Below are 16,638 nucleotides of genomic sequence, written 5' to 3'. Positions count from 1 at the left end.
CCCCTCGCGCCCCCGCCCCGGCGACCAGCGCGGTACCGCTCCCCCATACGAAGGGCGCCCCGTCCCTCTCCCGCACCTCACGGGCCCGCGGCACGAGCCCCGCCCAGCCGATGAGGGGCATTGGCCGTCCTCCTTACGGGGCGTTCCGATGCACGGTCTCCGTGCCCGCGAGGCTATGAGGCGGCACAAGCGAGGGCAATAGGTCTGGACCAAACAGCCTGCCGAACCCGACGCTCGAGTCCGTTGCCGGCTGACCGGATCGTTCCGCCACCTGCCCCGATCGTGCCTGTCGGGCACGCATGGCCGCTGGCCAGACTGACGGGCATGAACCGAGCGCTGCTTGTCATCGACGTCCAGGAGTCCTTCCGGGCCCGCGCGGACTCCTGGGCCACCATCGCCGACCCGGACATCGCCGAACCCGTCAACAGGCTGGTCCGGCTCGCCCGCGCCGCCGGGGACCGCGTCATCTGGATCCTGCACACCGAACCCGGCTCGGGCGGCGTCTTCGACCCGGAGCAGGGCCACGTACGGCTGCTGCCCGAGCTCGACCAGCCGCTCCCCGGCGAACCCGTACTGCGCAAGACCTCGCACAACGCGTTCACCACCACCAACCTCCAGCAGCTGCTGACCCGGGCGGGCGTTACCGAGCTCGTGGTCAGCGGCATCCGCACCGAGCAGTGCGTCGAGACCACCACCCGGATCGGCAGCGACCTCGGCTACCGCGTCGCCTTCCCCGTCGACGCGACCACCACGAATCCCGTCGGCGGCCTGAGCGCCGAGGCGGTCATCGAACGGACGGCTGCCGTACTCCGCGACCGCTTCGCCCGGATCACCACGGTGGCCGAGCTGGAGGCGGAGGCGGCGCAGCTGGCAGCATCCACGGCGTGACCCACGTCGTCCTCGTCCTCACCCCGGGCGTCCACCTCCTCGATCTCGCCGGGCCCGCCCAGGTCTTCAGCACCGCGGCGGGGCTCGGCCGCCCCTACCGGCTCAGCTATGTCGGCGAGCGGGAACGGATCGACAGCGCACAGGGCCTCCCGGTGCAGGCGCAGACCGAGTGGCCCGGGGATCTGGGCCCGGACGACCTGCTCGTCGTACCCGGCTGGCGCTGCCCGCGCGGCATGCTGCCGCCCCCGTTCAGCCAGCAGACCCTCGCCCGCCTCGCCGCCCATCACGCCGCGGGCGGCACGGTCGCCGGCGTCTGCTCGGGGGCGCAGGCGCTCGGCGAGGCGGGGCTGCTGGACGGCCGCCGCTGCACCACGCACCACGAGCTCCAGGACGAGCTGGCACGCCGCTTCCCGCGGGCGAAGGTCGTACGGGACGTGCTGTTCACCGCCGACGACCGGGTCATCACCTCCGCGGGCATCGCCAGCGGCATCGACCTGTCGCTGCACCTGCTGGCCGTACGCCACGGTCCGGCACAAGCCGCGCAAGTGGCCCGCAGCATGGTCGTCTACACCCGCCGCAACGGGGACGAGCCGCAGGCCAGCGCCGTACTGCGGTACCGCTCGCACCTCGATGACACCGTGCACCGGGTCCAGGACCTCATCGACGCCCGCTTCACCGAGCCCCTCACCCTGGACCACCTGGCCGCCGCCGCGGGCGTCAGCGCCCGCACCCTGACCCGCGTCTTCACCCGCGCCACCGGCGGCCTGACCCCCCTCCGCTACCAGCAGACCCTCCGCCTGGAACGCGCCGAGCACCTCATCGCCCACGGCACCACCACCGAGACCGCAGCCCACCAGGTCGGCTTCACCGACCCCCGCATGCTCCGCCGCCTCCGCTCCCGCACCCCCGGCTGAAAACGCTCTCCCGGCCCCCGAGCGAGCGGCCCGGCATTACGGGTTGCGTTCGCACGGTCGCAATTAGGTACGGTGTTCGATCGATGGGGGCGGACGTCGGGGGGACGGAGGCATGGGTGACGTGGGGGAAAACGGCGGGCCGCTGCTCCCCGGCGACAAGCTCAAGGACGAGCTGGCGTACAAGGGGCAGTTGCAGGTCCCGAAGGAGACGGTCCAGCAGCTGACCAAGGGCATCAAGGGCGCGCTGGACGAGCTCCGTGAGATCGGTACGGCCACGGACGCCGCGCAGGGCAGCGGTTTCGAGGAGATGTCGCTGTCCAAGATGGAGGTCGGCGACGACGCGCTGTCCCAGTCCTTCGAGGGCTTCTGCGAGCAGTGGGAGTGGGGCGTACGGGGCCTGATGGCGGACGCGGACGCCATCGCGGAGGGGCTGGGGCTGGCGGCCGGGATGTCCTGGGAGGAGGACCGCTACCGGGCCGTGGCGCTCAAGGGCGGCGTCAACGCCCTCAACCCGATGGGCAATCCGTACGCCTCCGAGGACGGCCTGGACAGCGCCGGGTTCCTGGACATGACCACCGGCCGCATCGACGGCCGGCCCGGCGGCCAGGGCGAGGGGGAGCACGGCTGATGGGGCTGGGCGATCTCGTCAACAGGGGGACCGACGCCGCCAAGGACGCCTACCACGACTTCACTCCCGACCCGGTCGAGGACAAGATCGAGGGCGCCGTCGAGAAGGGCGGCGAAGTCGTCGGCAAGGGCTCGAACCTGCTCGCCGACCGGCTGGACGCGATGGGCTGGAAGCCCGGCGCGAAGTTCGTCCGGGACGCCGGGGACGCGGTCACCAACAAGACCGGGGGTGACGTCCAGGAGCGGGAGCTGGGCGAGACGGAGGAGGCGAACAAGCTCATCCACGGCTCGCCGTCCAAGCTGGAGTCGACGGCCAACCATCTGCGCGACTTCCACAAGGCGTTCGACCGGGTGGGCCGCGGTCTGAAGGGCCTGGACTCGCACCACTTGAGGGGCGAGGCCGCCGACGCCTTCCGCCGCACGGTGGAGGTGCAGCCCGCCCGGTGGTTCAAGGCGGCGGACGCCTGCGAGAAGGCCAAGAACGCGCTGAACGACTTCGCCCGCACCGTGCGCTGGGCCCAGGGCGAGGCCCGGGAGGCCATCAAGCTCTACAACGAGGGCAAGACCGCCTCCGCACAGCACAAGTCGAAGGTCACCTTCTACAACGACGCGGTGAAGGCGTACAAGGAGACCCCGAAGAAGGACCGCGTCCCCGGCTCTCTCCCCGACAAGCCCCCGGCCGAGGATCCGGGCGAGTCGAAGATGGACGAGGCCCGCGAGAAGCTGAAGGAGGCCCGCCGCCAGCGGGACGAGGCGGCCCGTGCCGCCAACAAGCTGATGGAGGCGGCCCGCGACGCGGCCCCGCCCAAGCCGTCCCTCGCCGCCCAGGCACGAAGCGGTGCCAAGGGCGGGCTGCTGGCGATGGAGCACCGGGCCGGCGGCCTGCTGAACATGGGCGCCGAAGCCGCCAACTTCGCGCGCGGCATGAGCCCGGTCAACGGCCACAACATCCTCAACTGGGGCGACTACCAGACCAACCTCAACAGCACGGCCGCCGGAATGAAGACCCTGGCCGCGCACCCGGACGCCGCCCTCAAGCAGGCGTACGGCAACTTCCGGGACGACCCGGAGGAGTTCTTCGGCGGCCTGGCGTTCGACGCCCTCACCGGAGGCGGCGGAAGAGCCGCGGGCGCGGCGGCGAAGGGCACCCGCCTCGCCCGCGCGGGCGAGCGCGCCGCCGAGCGCCCCGGCCGCACGTCCCTGAAGGAGGAGCCGCACAACTCCAACCGCCCGGACGACGGCCGCCCCTGCGGCGAGGACCCCGTCGACTTCGCCACCGGCCGCATGCTGATGCCGCAGACCGACCTGACGCTGCCCGGCGTGCTGCCGCTGGCGTTCCGCCGCCAGTTCGAGTCCTCGTACCGCGCGGGACGGTGGTTCGGGCCGGCCTGGTCGAGCACCATCGACCAGCGTCTGGAAGCCGACGCCGAGGGTGTCGTCCTCCACGGGGAGAACAGCCTGCTGGTCGCCTACCCGCACCCGGAGCCCGACGGCGAGCCGGTGCTTCCCGAGAGCGGCCCGCAGTGGCCCCTGCGGCTGCGCGCCGACGGCGACTACGTACTGACCGACCCCGAAACCGGCCTGGCGAGCTGCTTCGCTCCCCCGGCGGATCTCGCCGACCGCGCGGGCGTGGCCCTGCTCGCGGAGATGTCCGACCGGAACGGCAACCGTGTCACCTTCGAGTACGACGAAGAGGGCACCCCGCTCGCACTCGTCCACTCCGGCGGCTACCACGTACGGGTGGAGACCGACGCGGAAGCGGGCCGCGTCACGGCACTTCACCTGGCCGGTGCGGCACAGGACGGCGCCGATCAGGAAGTCGTCCGCTTCGGCTACGACGAGCACGGCAACCTCACGGACGTCACCGGTTCAACCGGTGACCCTCTGCGCTTCGGCTACGACGACGCCGGCCGCATCATCTCCTGGACCGACACCAACGACTCGCACTACGCGTACGCGTACGACGAGCACGACCGCTGCGTGTGGCAGTCCGGCACCGAAGGCCATATGCATGCGACCTTCGACTACAGCCCCACCGACCCGGAGACGGGCCACCGCGTCACCAAAGTCACCAACTCCCTCGGGCACACCACCTACTACCTGGTGAACGCCCGCAACCAGGTCGTCGCCGTCACCGACCCCGAGGGCGCCACCACCCGCATCGAACGGGACGCGCGCCATCGGGTGCTGTCGCAGACCGACGCGCTCGGCCGCGCCACCCGGCTGGAACGGGATGACGAGGGCCGCGTGGTACGGGTCGTCCGCCCGGACGGCAGCGAAACGTCAGTCACATACAACGCCCTCGGCGCGCCGGCGGAGGTGACCGAGCCGGACGGCGCCGTGTGGCGGCACGCGTACGACGAACGCGGGAACCGCACGGCCACCACCGACCCTTCGGGCGCGACGACCCGCTTCTCGTACGACGCGTCCGGCCGGCTGACCTCCGTGACGGACGCGCTGGGCCACCCGACCCGGGTGCGGTGCGACGCGGCCGGCCTGCCAGTGGAGATCACCGACCCGCTCGGCGCCGTCACGACCTACCGCAGAAACGCCTTCGGCCGCCCGACGGCCGTCCTCAACCCGCTGGGCGACACCACGCAGCTGACGTGGACGGTCGAGGGCCGCCTGGCCCGGCGTACGGGGCCCGACGGCGCGACGGAGCGGTGGGAGTGGGACGGCGAGGGCAACTGCACCCGCCACATCGACGCGGCAGGCGGCGAAACCACCTACGAATACACCCACTTCGACCTGCTCACCGCCCGCACCGGCCCCGACGGCGTCCGCTACACCTTCACCCACGACGCCCGCCTCCGGCTCCGGGAGGTGGCAAACCCCCAGGGCCTGAAGTGGACCTACGACTACGACGGCGCCGACCGCCTCGTCGCGGAAACCGACTTCGACGGCCGCACCCAGCGCTACACCCTCGACGCCGCAGGCCAGTTGACCGCCCGCACGACGCCGCTGGGCGACACGATCACCTACGAACGCGACCTGCTCGGCCGTCTGACGGCCAAGGACGCGGCGGGCACGGTGACGACGTACGCGTACGACCCGGCGGGCCGCCTGACCGGGGCCCGCAACCCGGACGCGGAGCTGCTGCGCCAGTACGACCGGGCGGGCCGGCTCAAGACGGAGGTCGTCAACGGCCGTGCGCTCACCCACGCGTACGACGCGCTGGGCCGCCCCGCGCGCCGCACCACACCCACCGGCTCGGTGACCCACTACGGCTACGACGCCGCGGGCAACCGCACGGCGGTGACGGCCGACGGCCACACGCTCTCGTCCTCGTACGACGCGGCGGGCCGCGAGCGGCAACGGAGTCTCGGCGAGTCGCTCTCCCTCACCTGGGCCTGGGACCCGGCGGGCCGCCTCACCGGGCAGTCGGTGCTCGGCGGGGCAGCCGACGCCAACTGGCAGCGCTCCTACACCTACCGCCCGGACGGCCACCTGATCGCGGTGGACGACTCCCGCGAGGGCACCCGCCGGTTCGCCCTCGACGCGGCGGGCCGCGTCACGCGGGTCGACGCCAAGGGCTGGACGGAGAGCTACGCCTACGACGAGGCGGGCAACCAGACGACCGCCGACTGGCCCGCGGCCCACGCGAGCCCGGAGGCCCGCGGCCCACGCACCTACACCGGCACCCGCATCCGCACGGCGGGCCGCCTGCGCTACGAGCACGATGCGGCCGGCCGCGTCGTCAGCCGCCGGAAGAAGAACCTTTCCCGGCGGCCGGACACCTGGCGCTACGAATGGGACGCGGAGGACCGTCTCACCCGGGTCACCACCCCGGACGGGGTGGTCTGGCGCTACGCGTACGACCCGCTGGGCCGCCGGATCTCCAAGCACGCGGAATCGGAACGGGTGGACTTCACCTGGGACGGCCCCACCCTCATAGAACAGACCACCACAGGCCCGACCCCCCACCCGGTCACCCTCACCTGGAACCACCAGGGCCTCCACCCGGTCTCCCAGACGGAGCGCATCACTGCGGAGACGTCTCAACGGGAAATAGACTCCCGCTTCTTCGCCATCGTCACCGACCTCATCGGCACCCCCACAGCCCTCCTCACCGAATCCGGCACCACGGCCTGGCACACCCAGCAAACCCTCTGGGGCACCACCACCTGGAACACCGACGCCACCACCTACACCCCTCTCCGCTTCCCCGGCCAATACTTCGACCCCGAATCGGGCCTCCACTACAACTATTCCCGCCACTACGACCCAGCCACGGCCCGCTATCTGTCCCCGGACCCACTGGGGTTGACTCCGGCCCCGAATCCGGTGGCGTACGTGGGCAATCCCCATGCCCTGTCGGACCCGCTGGGACTGGCGCCGGAAGCATGCCGAAACAATGTTGCGCTCGGCATTCGCAAGAAGGGGCTTCGGAGTTTCGCCGAGAACAACGGGTTCACACATTTTCTCGACAACCACGAAAGCTGGGAGGCCGAAGTTCGCGCCGCCGCACACAACCCCGAAATCAACCTACACGTAGCCGTCGATGGATTCGCCGGAGCAACCTATGCCGAAAAATTCATGAACGCCTACGTGAAGGGCATGGGCGACAACTGGTGGGCCACTGAACGCGAAATGTACCACATAGGGAAAGCAGTTCGACTCGAGGACCGCACCTGGGATAGCATCACCTTTTACCACAAAGGGGAGAAGATATCGATCCCCGAACCAGAATCCTTCCCCAAGCCAGGCGAGACGTAAAATGAAACCCATCACCCACTGGGACAGAGAGTTCCAGGTTTGGCAGTATTCCGTCAGCCATTCGAAGCTTCTTCTGCGCAGTTTCGACCCCGACGAGTACGAGACGAGAATTGATGTCCTGTTCCCCGCTGTCGAGTTGATGATGCTGAGGCCGGCCTTCGAGACTCTGGCCATCCAGGAGCTGAGCACGACAGAGGCACAGGACTTCCTCGTGGACAGGAGAGCACCTCAACCGCAACCTTGGGGAACGCTCTACGTCATCAATGACGGCGAAGGATATGTCCAGGCCGCTTCGTGCAAGTGGCACGAGGACGAGGGGGACCACCACACCCCTTCGCGATTCGGGCCGCTGCGGGGAACTGAGTAATCGGCAAGGGTTCACCGTCCTGGGCAGGCGTCGGACCTGGGCGCGAGGCTTCCGTCCCCAGCGCTATCCTGGGCCCTCTAACCGCGCGTTGCCCCGAGCATCACTGTCGGTCAGACAGTCCGGGCAGTGTCAGCGCGCAGTAGTAGCCAGCGGGTTCTCTCAGCCAGCCAAACCATCGGAGGTCACCGGCACATGGCCAAGCGGCCCTCGCGTCTTCCGGCTCCGCCGCCGAATCCGTATGGAGCGCATCCGGGGGCGGGATGGGCGCCGCCTTCGGGGGTGAGGAGGACGAGCACGGGGCGGGTGATCGGGGTGTGTGTAGGGAGCCTGCTGGTGTTCGTGTACGTGGTGATACCGGTCGTTCAGTCGCTCCGTTGAGCCGTCGGGCAGGGCAGGGGAACAGGGACATGTGGAAGCGGGGGGCGGCCGAAGGGGCCGCGGGGGTACCTGTGGCGGAGCCGTGGCAGGCGCCCAGCGTGGTGGAGCAGCGGCTGTATGAGGCCAAGTGCCGTCATGACTGGGCCGCTTACATGGATGTGCTGGCCGGGCAGTATCTGTACCGCCTCGCCTCCCGCCCGTGGCTGGACGCCAATCCGGGGCGGGTCCCCGCGCGGATGCAGCCGGTCTGGCGGCCGGAGGTGCAGGGCTGGTGCGCGGCCGTGTACACGGAAGCGATGCTGCCCGCACCGATCGAAGACCCTGTCTTCATCTCGGAGAGCCTGGGCGCGTACGCCCGCGACTGGTCGCCCCAGGACCCGCCGTGGCTGGCGGTGAACCCGGGCTCGCCCTGCGAGGCGTACTTCCCGGCCAGCCGGAGCCTGTGCGCCCTGTGGCAGCAGCATGCCGACCGCGTCGACGACATCTGCGGGCACGGCACGCTGCGAACACTGTGGGTCGGCGGACCACGCACCGGTGCTGTCGCCCGCGGGCTCGCCTGTGGCGCGCTGCTGTCCGTGAACAACGGTCAATACTGGAATTCCCTCGGCCACGGACACGGCTACAACGACGAGCGGCGGGCACTCGAACGCTGGTGGGGCGTCACCACACGGGAGAAGTGGCAGCAGTGCCAAGAAGAGCTGCTGACCAACGAGATGAGCAGCCCGGTGTGGGAGTTCGCGCTGGGCCTGCGGCACAGCCTGGCCCAGGACTTCGGCGGACAGGTGGAGCCGGCGCACTGGCGGCAGGCGGCGGAGCGGGTGCTGCGCAAGCGGATCGCGACGGCCACCATCGAGCTGACGCCGGACGGTGTGACGCGGACCGAGGGCCCCAGCGAGGAAGAGGTGGAGTGGCAGATCGACGGGGTGAAGCGGCTGATCGGCCGGATCACCCGGTACGAGGCCCGGTTCCGCGCCGACGGCCTGCTGCCTGAGGGGCGGTTCATCCGCTCGGTCGCCGCCTGGGACTACGGCCGCGCCGCCAACATGGCCCGCTTCGGACTGGCGTCCCGCTACTGCACGGTGGAGGAGGCCGAGGCCGCCGTCGTACGCGCCGGACGGGTCAGCACGGTCAGCTACCGCTCGTGGGAGGACTTCTCCGCCGCGTACGTCCTCGGCCGCTGTCTCCACTTCGACGAAGAGGAGTTCGGCTCCTGGTACGAGGAGATGCTCGCCGCCCACCGCGTGCTGACCACCGACCCCGAGAGCCCCTGGCTGACCATCCCGTTCCGCGCCGGGGACGGCAACTGACGGAAACCGACCGGGCCCGGGCCCCAGGGGCTCACGGCGCCTGGAGTGCCGAGTGCCGGATGCCGTACAGGAAGTAGCAGCCCAGCCCCGCAGCCATCCAGGCGCCGAAGACCGCCCAGGTGACAGCGGGAAGGCTGGCCATCATCCAGACGCAGAAGCCGAAGCCGAGCAGCGGCGTGAGCGGGAAGAGCGCCACCCGGAAGGTCCGGTTCATGGCGGGCCGGGTGTAACGCAGGATGATGACGGCGACGTTGACCAGGGCGAACGCGAAGAGGGTGCCGATGCTGGTGGCGTTGGCGAGTTCGCCGAGCGGCACGGTGGCGGCCAGTGCTCCGCAGAAGACGGCGACGAGTACGGTGTTGGCCCGCGGCGTACCGGTCCGCTGGTTCACCTTGGCGAACACCCGCGGTACGAGGCCGTCCCGGGCCATGGCGAAGAGGATACGGGTCTGTCCATAGAGGACTGCGAAGACGACGCTTGCGATGGCGACGACCGCACCAGCGGCCAGCACGACGCTCCACAGGCCCATGCCGGTGACGTCCTCCATGATCCGCGCGAGGGCGGCGTCGGTGCCCTCGAAGTCCTGCCAGGGCATGGCGCCGACGGCGACCAGCGCGACGACGCAGTACAGCACGGTGACGATCAGCAGCGACAGCATGATCGCGCGGGGCAGGTCCCGCTTGGCGTTCTTCGCCTCCTCGCCCGCGGTGGAGGCGGCGTCGAAGCCGATGTACGAGAAGAAGAGCGTCGCAGCTGCCGCGCTGACGCCACTGACCCCGAGCGGGGCGAGCGGCGCGTAGTTGCCCGCCTTGATACCGAAGAAGCCGATCCCGCAGAAGAGCAGCAGCGTCACGATTTTGATGACGACCATGGCGGTGTTGATCCGCGCGCTCTCCTTCGCCCCGCGCAGCAAAAAGACCATCGCGAGCAGAATCACCGCGAGCGCCGGCAGATTGATGAGGCCGCCCTCGCCGAGCGGCGCGGAGACCGTCTCGGGAACCGTCACGCCGAGGGTGCCGCCGAGGAGTTCGTTCAGATACTCCCCCCAGCCGACGGCGACAGCTGCCACCGAAATGCCGTACTCCAGCACCAGGCACCAGCCGCAGATCCAGGCGACGAGTTCACCCATGGTCGCGTACGCGTACGAGTACGAGGAGCCGGACACCGGGATGGAGCCGGCCAACTCCGCGTAGGACAGCGCGGAGAAGAGCGCTGTCAGGCCCGCAAGGACGAACGAGACCGCGACGGCGGGCCCGGCGAGCGGGGTGGCTTCGCCGAGTACGACGAAGATGCCGGTGCCCAGCGTGGCGCCGATGCTGATCATCGTCAGCTGCCACATCGAGAGGGACCGGCGCAGCGCTCCGCCCGTTCCCTGCCCGCCCTCGGCGATCAGCCGCTCGACGGGCTTACGCCGCAGCAGCCGGCTGCCGCCGCGTACGGGACTCTGCGCGGGAACGGCCTCGACGGGCGTGCTCGGCGGTGGCGCGGTGCTGTGTTCCGGCGGCGTCGGCGGCATGTCGGACTCCTTTGTCGCTGCGGGTCGGCGGGGCCTGCGGCAGGCGACGGCGACCCGTGGACATGACGGACATGGCACACCACCGGCTTGGGAAAACCCGGGCACCGGTGCGGGGCCGCCGAGCTGGCGGTCTCCGCCACTCCTGGCACGGGGCATGAGCCTACGAGTCCGCAGCTCACGGCAGGAATGCATGCCTGTTGCGCATCCGCGGGAGATCGTTGCGTACTTCGGGGCGCCGATGGGGAAACGTTGCGCGACCCGGGGGCGGCACAGCGGCAGACACCCTCTCCGACATACTGACCGGTCGGTCTGTGCGGCTGGGGCATGTCCGGGCGAGCAGGGCATCCGTCAGGTCCACACCAGCTGCATCAGGTGATCAGGCCGGCGCTGATCAGCCAGATGTGTTCGCAGGTCGAGGATGCCTCTTGCAAATTCTCGCGGGATTCCTGCGAGGCGTGGTAGAAGGTCCGTTCGATCATCCAGCACAGGGCGCGGGCCATCGCTGACGCTTGCTCCGGCTCGGTACCGGCCTCGACGCCGGCGCGTTCCAGGACGGCGGTGATGGCCGCGATGAACAGGTCAGCCGTGTGGCTCCACAGCTCGCCGATCTCCGGCACGGTCAACGACAGGTCGATCGCCGTGCGCATGACCAGGCCGTGCTCGTTCCACAGCTCAACCGTGCGCTGCATGGCTGCTGCGATGGCCTGGCGCGGCTCGTCGGCCTGCGCGGTGGCCCTGGACCGCTCCCACAGGTGCTCGACGGTCCGGGCCACGAGTGCCGTGACCACTTCTTGTTTGGAACCGAAGTAGAAGTACAGGGCGCCACGTGTGATTCCGGCGCCCTGCGCGATGTCGCCGACGGTCATGGCGTCGTAGCCCTTTTGCGCGAGCAGGGCTTCGCAGGTGTCCAGAATGGCCCGCTCCCGGACATCGCCCTTGCGTTCGGTGGCGCGCCGGCTCCGCGCGGGGTGGTGGCCGGACATCAGAGCTGAGCTCCCTCGGCGAAGTCGGTCGTACGGGAGAGCGCCTCCCACGCGCGGATGTCCTCGTCCACGGCCGTGCGCGCGGCGGTGACCAGCCGCAGCGCGTCCGAGCCCAGGACGAGGTGGGCCGGCGGCTGCTCGACCGACGCGATGTGCACCAGGGCGTCCCCGGCCCTGGCCGGATTGCCCAACTGGTTCCCGCTGGCCTTCTGCCGCGCTTCCCGGATGGGGGTGAACAGCTCGTCGTAGTCGTCGACGGTCCGCACGGCGCGTGTCATGGAGCGTCCGGCCCAGTCGGTGCGGAAGGAGCCGGGCTCGATCGCCGTCACATGGATCCCGAACTGCGCGACCTCCTTGCCCAGCGCCTCCAGGATGCCTTCCAGGGCGAACTTGCTGCCGCAGTAGGCGGACATGCCGGGCACGGCCATGAGCCCGCCCATGGAGGTGACGGCCATCAGGTGTCCTCGGCGGCGCCGGCGCATGTAGGGCAGCGCCGCCTGCAGGGTGGCCACCGCACCGAATACGTTGACCTCGAACTGCCGCCGCACCTCGGCCAGCGGAGTTTCCTCGAAAGTGCCCTCCAGGCCGTAGCCGGCGTTGGCGACGACGACATCCAAAGGACCGACGCTCCGCTCGACCTCCGCGACCGCACCGGAGACGGCGTCGTCGTCCGTCACATCCAGGATGCGGCCGTGAGCGTGCCCGGGTTTCAGCCCTTCGAAGGCCCGCAGGTCCTCCTCGGAGCGGACAGTGCCGACGACGGTGTGCCCGGCGGCCAGCGCTGCCTGGGCGAAGGCACGGCCGAGACCCGTGCTGACGCCGGTGATGAGCCACTTCTGCTGCTGCACTGTCCCTCCAGAAGGGTCGCATGAGGAGCTGGACTGCCCTCTCGCCTGGAGAGTCTACACGGCGTCGAATTTAATCAACGTGGTGTTGATTCTGTCGCCCCGACGGCACCCTGCTCAGCCGAGGTCCTCAGTTGATGGCCTGGATCTCCTGGACGGTCACGTCCTGCCGGCCACCGAACTCCCCGGTCGGCAGATCATTCGCCCCCGCACCACCGCTGCCCTCCCACGACGCCTTCCACCTCAACGTCGACCGCAACGCGTAAGACCCCCCACCCGGCGTCGCCTTCAAATACGTCACCCCACACGGCGGCGCCTTCTTCCCACTCCCCTTCTTGTACGGACTGCCAATACGGCCGTCATCTTCGACCCCGCACTCACCAGAAGACGGGTGCAACGTCGCGTGCTCCGTCCCCGCACGCAACGCCAAGGCATCCGGCTTCACCGTCGTCCGCGCCCAGATCTCCTCACCCCCACCCAGATCCACCGACGCCCTCACCGACAACGGCCTGTACCGGCCCTCATCCAGCCACACCCACGTCGGCAGATTCACCGTCTGCCTGTCCTCCGGATTCAGCTCAACCCGCGTCTCCGGCACCGTGATCCGCGCATACGCCAGCCTCGAGAGAATCTCCGGACTGATCGCATTCTCCACATCCGGCCGCTCACCATTCTTCACCCAGAACGGCAACCTCGTACACGACTCCCGCTTCGCCGCATCCCTCTCCCCCGGATTCGGCACCGCCGCCCAGAACTTCCCCTCACCCTGCTTGTCCAGGTTGTAGTCCTTGTACTCCCCCTCCGAATACATGTGCCGGATATCCCGGTCCGTCTCCTCCTTGTGACCACCATTGTCGGGAGCCTGCCCGGTCAATGAGTAAGGCGACGCGTCTACTTTCTCCTTGAGCTGCTTCGGCGTATACGTCGGCGCGTACCAACACGGCGGCGGCGACCAATTCACCGGGGTCGATAAATTCCCCCCGCCACCCTTGCCACCACCAGCACCATCACCGGAGTAGCTGATCTCCCGGCTGCCCCCGGCCCCGGCCGTGGCCTTGTTGTTCTTGAAACCACCAAAGGAAGACCCTCTGCTCTTGTCGTCCGCGCTGACATCGGCAGCGGGGCCAATGCTGAGTGCCAGACAGAAGCCGGCAACGAGTAGCCGCCTCGGGGTCAGCCCATGCATGTCTTCTTGCCCTCCCCCTTGAGTTCGAAAGTCCGCGCCTTCCACACTTGCCCGGGCTTGTCAGGCTTCTGCATCACCAAGGAAAGACGCAAGTAACTTGCTGCGCTCTCCTCAGTACGCAGGACCTTTCCGGTCTTGATCTCTTTACTGAAGGAGTCCTTCTGGTTCATGCAGAAAGAGACCTCAACCAGGCGGCCGTCAACGACATCGCCCACTCGTTCGTGGGAGAAGCGCTCCTTACCAGTTACCGTGTAGCCCTTGTCGACGTCAGCCTTGATCTTCTTGGTCGCTGCCTCCGCAGCTGTCTGCAAAGGCACCGCATGCCGCGCCAGCACGGGGTCCTTCGGGTCTTGCTTCACGGTTCCGTGGTCCATGGCCCGCATGTAATCCGCTGCACCGTCCAACGCGGCCGCCTTCGCGGGGTCTGAGGGCTGCTCCCAGTCGAAGACAAGCTCGATGTCATCCGGCAACTTGATGTCCGACGTACGGAAGTCCCCCGGCGAGTCCTTCCCCTTCTTCGACGGACTCGGCGACTTGCCGCCCTTCCCCGAATCGTCCGCGCCCTCGATCTTGTCGCCCTGCGAACCGCCGCCCTCACCCCCACCGCACCCGGCGAGAAGCAGCGCAGCGGCAACCGCAGCTGCGGCCAACGAGACAGCGGGGCGGGTCAGGCGCACGGCAAGCTCCCAGTAGCGTCAGGTGACTGTCGTGCACCTGACGGTAGCAGCGCCCCCAACTCCCCCACGACCAAGTTCAGTAGAACCGCTCGTCCACCCCCTTAACCCCAACCGCCCCAGCTCCGCTCATTCACCTCCCGCAACCGGATCGGCTCCGGGCCTGGCGCTCGTGTCCGAGGTCAGGGCCCGGAGCCACCGCCAAGTGGTCCAGCCGGGCGAGGAGTTGGCAGGGGATTCGTCCGGGAAGATCCGTGTCGTGATCTCGCCGTACTTGGTGAGGTAGCCGTAGAGCATCCCGGGGCTGCTGTGCGGAGCGTCGAAGGTACCGTCGGGGCCGAGTGCAATCACCCCGCCTGTCCGGCCGAGCTGCGGCAGTCGCTTGACGACCACTTGGTACGCCGCCTGGGGCACTTGAGGAACGCGTACGGCATGTAGGCGAGCGTCGCCACGCCCAGCGTCGTGGACATGTACATTCCCGCCTCGGTTCAGGGCACCAGGGGCACGAACACGGTGCCGGAGTCCTCCAGCGTCCGCGAGAGGTTCTTGGCGGCGAGGCCGCGCTCCCGGTAGACGTCCTTGAATGCCTGGCCGGGAACCAGGATCGCCAGGTAGGACACGCCCATGGCGATCGCTGTGCTCAGCGAGGAAATGGAGGTCGGCACACAGCCCCGGGGAGCCCGGCCACGACGCACTGCAGTGCACGGCCGCGCTGCCGGTGCGAGGCCGCGTTGCGCGCCTACCTCGCCGACGGAGGGGTCCCCACCCCGCTGACCATGAACTGCTCGGGCAAGCACGCCGCGATGCTCGCCACCTGTGTCGCCAACGACTGGGACACGGCGACGTATCTGGATCCGAACCATCCGCTGCAGCGCGCACTGCGCGAGACGATCGAGGACCTGGCCGGCGAAGAGGTCGCCGCAACCGGCGTCGACGGCTGCGGAGCACCGCTGTTCGCCCTCGGCTACCGGGGCCTGGCCCGGGCGTTCGCCCGGCTGGCCGCCGGCCCCGAAGGATCGCTGGAGCGGCGGGTCGCCCGGGCGATGAACGCACACGCCGAGTACGTCGGCGGCACGGGCCAGGACGTGACCCGGCTCATGGGCGCACTTCCCGGATCGGTCGCCAAGGAGGGCGCGGAAGGCGTCTACGCGATGCCGCTGCCCGACGGTTCGTCGGTCGCGTTGAAGATCGCCGACGACTCCTCCCGGGCCCGCCCCGTCGTCGTGATCGCCGCACTACGGCGGCTCGGCGTCAGCATCGACACCGATGAAACCGTCACCGAACTGGCCACCGCACCCGTCCTCGGACACGGCAAACCGGTCGGCGCGGTGCGGCCCGCTCAGTCCCTGCTCTGAGGGGCCCACGGGAGACGGCTTCCCACTCCCGGCCGTCACCGGCTCGGGGGTGACGCTCAGTCGAGACAGAACTCGTTGCCCTCGATGTCCTGCATCACGATGCACGAATCGTGGTCGTCGCACAGGAGTTGCACGCGTACCGCGCCGAGCTCCAGCAGTCGCGTGCATTCGGCTTCGAGCGCGGCAAGGCGCTCTTCCCCCACGAGCCCGGTGCCGACCCGCACATCGAGATGCACCCGGTTCTTGACGACCTTGCCCTCGGGAACGCGCTGAAAGAACAGCCGCGGTCCCACGCCTGAGGGATCGACGCAGGCGAACCACGAACCCCGGTCCTCAGGAGGCCGGGAGCGGTCGAATTCCTCCCAAGTGGCGAACCCCTTCGGCGGCGATACGACGTACCCCAACACCTCGCACCAAAAGCGGGCGAGGCACTCAGGTTCCGCGCAGTCGAAGGTGACTTGGAACTGTCTGGTCGAGGACACGGGCGCACCCTAACAGGGGGCGATCAGTTGATGGACTGGATCTCCTGAACGGTGACGTCCTGCCGGCCACCGAACTCCCCGGTCGGCAAATCATTCGCCCCCGCACCACCGCTGCCCTCCCACGACGCCTTCCACCTCAACGTCGACCGCAACGCGTAAGACCCCACACCCGGCGTCGCCTTCAAATACGTCACCCCACACGGCGGCGCCTTCTTCCCACTCCCCTTCTTGTACGGACTGCCAATACGGCCGTCATCTTCGACCCCGCACTCACCAGAAGACGGGTGCAACGTCGCGTGCTCCGTCCCCGCACGCAACGCCAAGGCATCCGGCTTCACCGTCGTCCGCGCCCAGATCTCCTCACCCCCACCCAGATCCACCGACGCCCTCACCGACAACG

The 16,638-nt window shown here is 69.2% G+C and carries 16 protein-coding genes and 1 pseudogene; 7 read left to right on the top strand and 10 right to left on the bottom strand.

What is annotated here, in order from left to right; translation table 11 throughout:
* Positions 1 to 324: 324 nt before the first annotated feature.
* From ITI46_RS26695 to ITI46_RS26670, 6 genes are all read left to right on the top strand, one after another.
* The gene (locus tag ITI46_RS26695; protein ID WP_209242456.1) at positions 325 to 888 is read left to right on the top strand and encodes a cysteine hydrolase family protein; all 564 of its coding nucleotides are present in this window, start codon (positions 325 to 327) and stop codon (positions 886 to 888) included.
* Positions 885 to 1,802 (top strand): GlxA family transcriptional regulator, encoded by a 918-nt coding sequence (locus ITI46_RS26690; RefSeq protein WP_209242455.1) that lies wholly within the window; start codon positions 885 to 887, stop codon positions 1,800 to 1,802. The genes ITI46_RS26695 and ITI46_RS26690 overlap by 4 nt, the downstream gene beginning before the upstream one ends.
* A gap of 112 nt (positions 1,803 to 1,914) precedes the next feature.
* Positions 1,915 to 2,430, top strand: a complete 516-nt coding sequence (locus tag ITI46_RS26685; protein WP_209242454.1) for a hypothetical protein — start codon at positions 1,915 to 1,917, stop codon at positions 2,428 to 2,430.
* A complete protein-coding gene (locus tag ITI46_RS35595) occupies positions 2,430 to 7,145 on the top strand; it encodes a putative T7SS-secreted protein (RefSeq protein ID WP_209242453.1) in 4,716 nt (1,571 codons plus the stop codon). Before ITI46_RS26685 ends, ITI46_RS35595 begins: the two co-directional genes overlap by 1 nt.
* A 1-nt stretch (position 7,146) precedes the next feature.
* Positions 7,147 to 7,512, top strand: a complete 366-nt coding sequence (locus ITI46_RS26675) for a hypothetical protein (RefSeq protein ID WP_209242452.1) — start codon at positions 7,147 to 7,149, stop codon at positions 7,510 to 7,512.
* Positions 7,513 to 7,919: 407 nt separating this feature from the next.
* Positions 7,920 to 9,197: a DUF1266 domain-containing protein gene (locus ITI46_RS26670; protein ID WP_209242451.1), complete on the top strand. Its 1,278-nt coding sequence runs from the start codon at positions 7,920 to 7,922 to the stop codon at positions 9,195 to 9,197.
* Positions 9,198 to 9,228: 31 nt separating this feature from the next.
* On the opposite strand, the gene ITI46_RS26665 is transcribed toward ITI46_RS26670, so the two are convergent.
* The 8 genes from ITI46_RS26665 to ITI46_RS35100 all read right to left on the bottom strand — a co-directional run bounded on the left by ITI46_RS26665 (position 9,229) and on the right by ITI46_RS35100 (position 15,066).
* Positions 9,229 to 10,713: an amino acid permease gene (locus tag ITI46_RS26665; RefSeq protein WP_209242450.1), complete on the bottom strand. Its 1,485-nt coding sequence runs from the start codon at positions 10,711 to 10,713 to the stop codon at positions 9,229 to 9,231.
* Between the two features lie 368 nt (positions 10,714 to 11,081).
* On the bottom strand, positions 11,082 to 11,696 hold the full coding sequence (locus tag ITI46_RS26660) for a TetR/AcrR family transcriptional regulator (RefSeq protein WP_209242449.1): 615 nt from the start codon (positions 11,694 to 11,696) through the stop codon (positions 11,082 to 11,084).
* Positions 11,696 to 12,544 (bottom strand): oxidoreductase, encoded by an 849-nt coding sequence (locus ITI46_RS26655; RefSeq protein ID WP_209242448.1) that lies wholly within the window; start codon positions 12,542 to 12,544, stop codon positions 11,696 to 11,698. Before ITI46_RS26655 ends, ITI46_RS26660 begins: the two co-directional genes overlap by 1 nt.
* Before the next feature lie 127 nt (positions 12,545 to 12,671).
* Positions 12,672 to 13,727, bottom strand: a complete 1,056-nt coding sequence (locus ITI46_RS26650; protein WP_247746633.1) for a hypothetical protein — start codon at positions 13,725 to 13,727, stop codon at positions 12,672 to 12,674.
* Positions 13,715 to 14,404, bottom strand: coding sequence for a hypothetical protein (locus ITI46_RS26645; RefSeq protein ID WP_209242447.1), 690 nt, complete (start codon positions 14,402 to 14,404; stop codon positions 13,715 to 13,717). The genes ITI46_RS26650 and ITI46_RS26645 overlap by 13 nt, the downstream gene beginning before the upstream one ends.
* Before the next feature lie 126 nt (positions 14,405 to 14,530).
* A complete protein-coding gene (locus tag ITI46_RS35105; RefSeq protein WP_247746632.1) occupies positions 14,531 to 14,752 on the bottom strand; it encodes a hypothetical protein in 222 nt (73 codons plus the stop codon).
* Positions 14,749 to 14,871 (bottom strand): hypothetical protein, encoded by a 123-nt coding sequence (locus ITI46_RS35590; protein WP_280634834.1) that lies wholly within the window; start codon positions 14,869 to 14,871, stop codon positions 14,749 to 14,751. The genes ITI46_RS35105 and ITI46_RS35590 overlap by 4 nt, the downstream gene beginning before the upstream one ends.
* Before the next feature lie 18 nt (positions 14,872 to 14,889).
* The gene (locus ITI46_RS35100) at positions 14,890 to 15,066 is read right to left on the bottom strand and encodes a Na+/H+ antiporter NhaC family protein (RefSeq protein WP_307808333.1); all 177 of its coding nucleotides are present in this window, start codon (positions 15,064 to 15,066) and stop codon (positions 14,890 to 14,892) included.
* A gap of 66 nt (positions 15,067 to 15,132) precedes the next feature.
* Here ITI46_RS35100 and ITI46_RS26630 point away from each other — a divergent pair, with 66 nt between their 5' ends.
* Positions 15,133 to 15,756 (top strand): asparaginase, encoded by a 624-nt coding sequence (locus ITI46_RS26630; protein WP_209242446.1) that lies wholly within the window; start codon positions 15,133 to 15,135, stop codon positions 15,754 to 15,756.
* Positions 15,757 to 15,812: 56 nt separating this feature from the next.
* Here ITI46_RS26630 and ITI46_RS26625 read toward each other — a convergent pair whose 3' ends face one another.
* Both ITI46_RS26625 and ITI46_RS26620 read right to left on the bottom strand, forming a co-directional pair.
* Positions 15,813 to 16,238 (bottom strand): VOC family protein, encoded by a 426-nt coding sequence (locus ITI46_RS26625; protein ID WP_209242445.1) that lies wholly within the window; start codon positions 16,236 to 16,238, stop codon positions 15,813 to 15,815.
* 23 nt (positions 16,239 to 16,261) lie between these two features.
* A pseudogene (locus tag ITI46_RS26620) lies at positions 16,262 to 16,638 on the bottom strand (hypothetical protein); the annotation flags it as partial.

The sequence above is a fragment of the Streptomyces oryzae genome, assembly GCF_017676365.1.
Classification (GTDB): domain Bacteria; phylum Actinomycetota; class Actinomycetes; order Streptomycetales; family Streptomycetaceae; genus Streptomyces; species Streptomyces oryzae.
The sequence above is the reverse complement of the archived record's forward strand: the minus strand, read 5'-3'. Positions and strand labels throughout refer to the sequence as shown.